At 41.8% G+C, this 991-nt stretch carries 1 protein-coding gene; it reads left to right on the forward strand.

All coding sequences use genetic code 11. The features are described from left to right. The first annotated feature begins 318 nt into the window (after positions 1–318). Positions 319–825, forward strand: coding sequence for a P-loop nucleotide/nucleoside kinase family protein (locus JK130_RS16535; RefSeq protein WP_218355431.1), 507 nt, complete (start codon positions 319–321; stop codon positions 823–825). Positions 826–991 lie beyond the last annotated feature (166 nt).

Raw genomic sequence — 991 nt, forward strand, 5'->3', positions numbered from 1 at the left:
ATATGACGCCTACTGAGTATAGAAGCGCTGCCTGAATATTCTACGAAATAACTGTGTTATTAATGGGGTATTTACAAGATGCCTGTCTATGTATACGGTTGTAGCTGCCTTTCCCCTATATTCAGGAAAACGACCCAATCGCGCGTTTTTGTCCTCAACGTAATTAGCTCTTATTAAGCGTAACCTCTGTACTCTTTGACTTTCAGTAAACTTTGAATGATGGCACTATGGATAAAAACGAGCACATACTCGGAAGAAAAACGCGCAATTTGCGCACTATCAAGTTGTTGTGTTTCACGGAGGAATTAATAAAATCTAATGTTGTATATCCTTGGCGGTTTGCCTGCTACAGGTAAAACTGAGCTTTCAAAGTTTTTAGCGTCATCTTTAGGCGCAGTCCACGTTCGCATCGACACTATCGAACAAGAATTAAAAAACTGTGGATTTAAAGAGCTTTATGACGAGGGCTATAAAGTTGCCTTCGCGCTTGCTTTAGAGAACCTAAATAATGGCCTCTCTGTGGTAGCAGATTCAACTAACCCAGTCTCTGAATCTCGCAATTCATGGATAAGTATCGCAAACAAAGCTTCATCACTTTACACAGAAATCGAAATAATCTGCTCTAATAAAATCGAACATAAGGAGCGCGTAGAAAAGAGGCAAACGGATATTTCAAATCTTTTACTTCCATCATGGGAAAGCGTAACCTCAAGGGAATATCACCCATGGCATTCGGCCAGTATCGTCTTAGATACGGCTGGCAAAACACCAGAACAAAGCAAACAAGAGTTAAGTGAATTACTTTGTGGAAAAAGTGAAACATAACAAAACGCTTAAGCCGTTCACTACGTTCACTGGGACAGTAACGCCGCGCGCCTTCGGCATTATCGCGCGGCATCACTGCCCCTTAGCTCAAAGTTGGTATGACTCCCTTTGTCAAGCTTGAACGAGTGCTTCCCTGACACTCTTTCAGCCCATAATTAGCTTTGTT

It is taken from the genome of Alteromonas lipotrueiana, assembly GCF_019249245.1.
GTDB lineage: Bacteria > Pseudomonadota > Gammaproteobacteria > Enterobacterales > Alteromonadaceae > Alteromonas > Alteromonas lipotrueiana.

Excerpts from the sequence above, each read along its gene's own strand:
- JK130_RS16535 (WP_218355431.1), top strand. The coding sequence starts at position 319 with ATGTTGTATATCCTTGGCGGTTTGCCTGCTACAGGTAAAACTGAGCTT.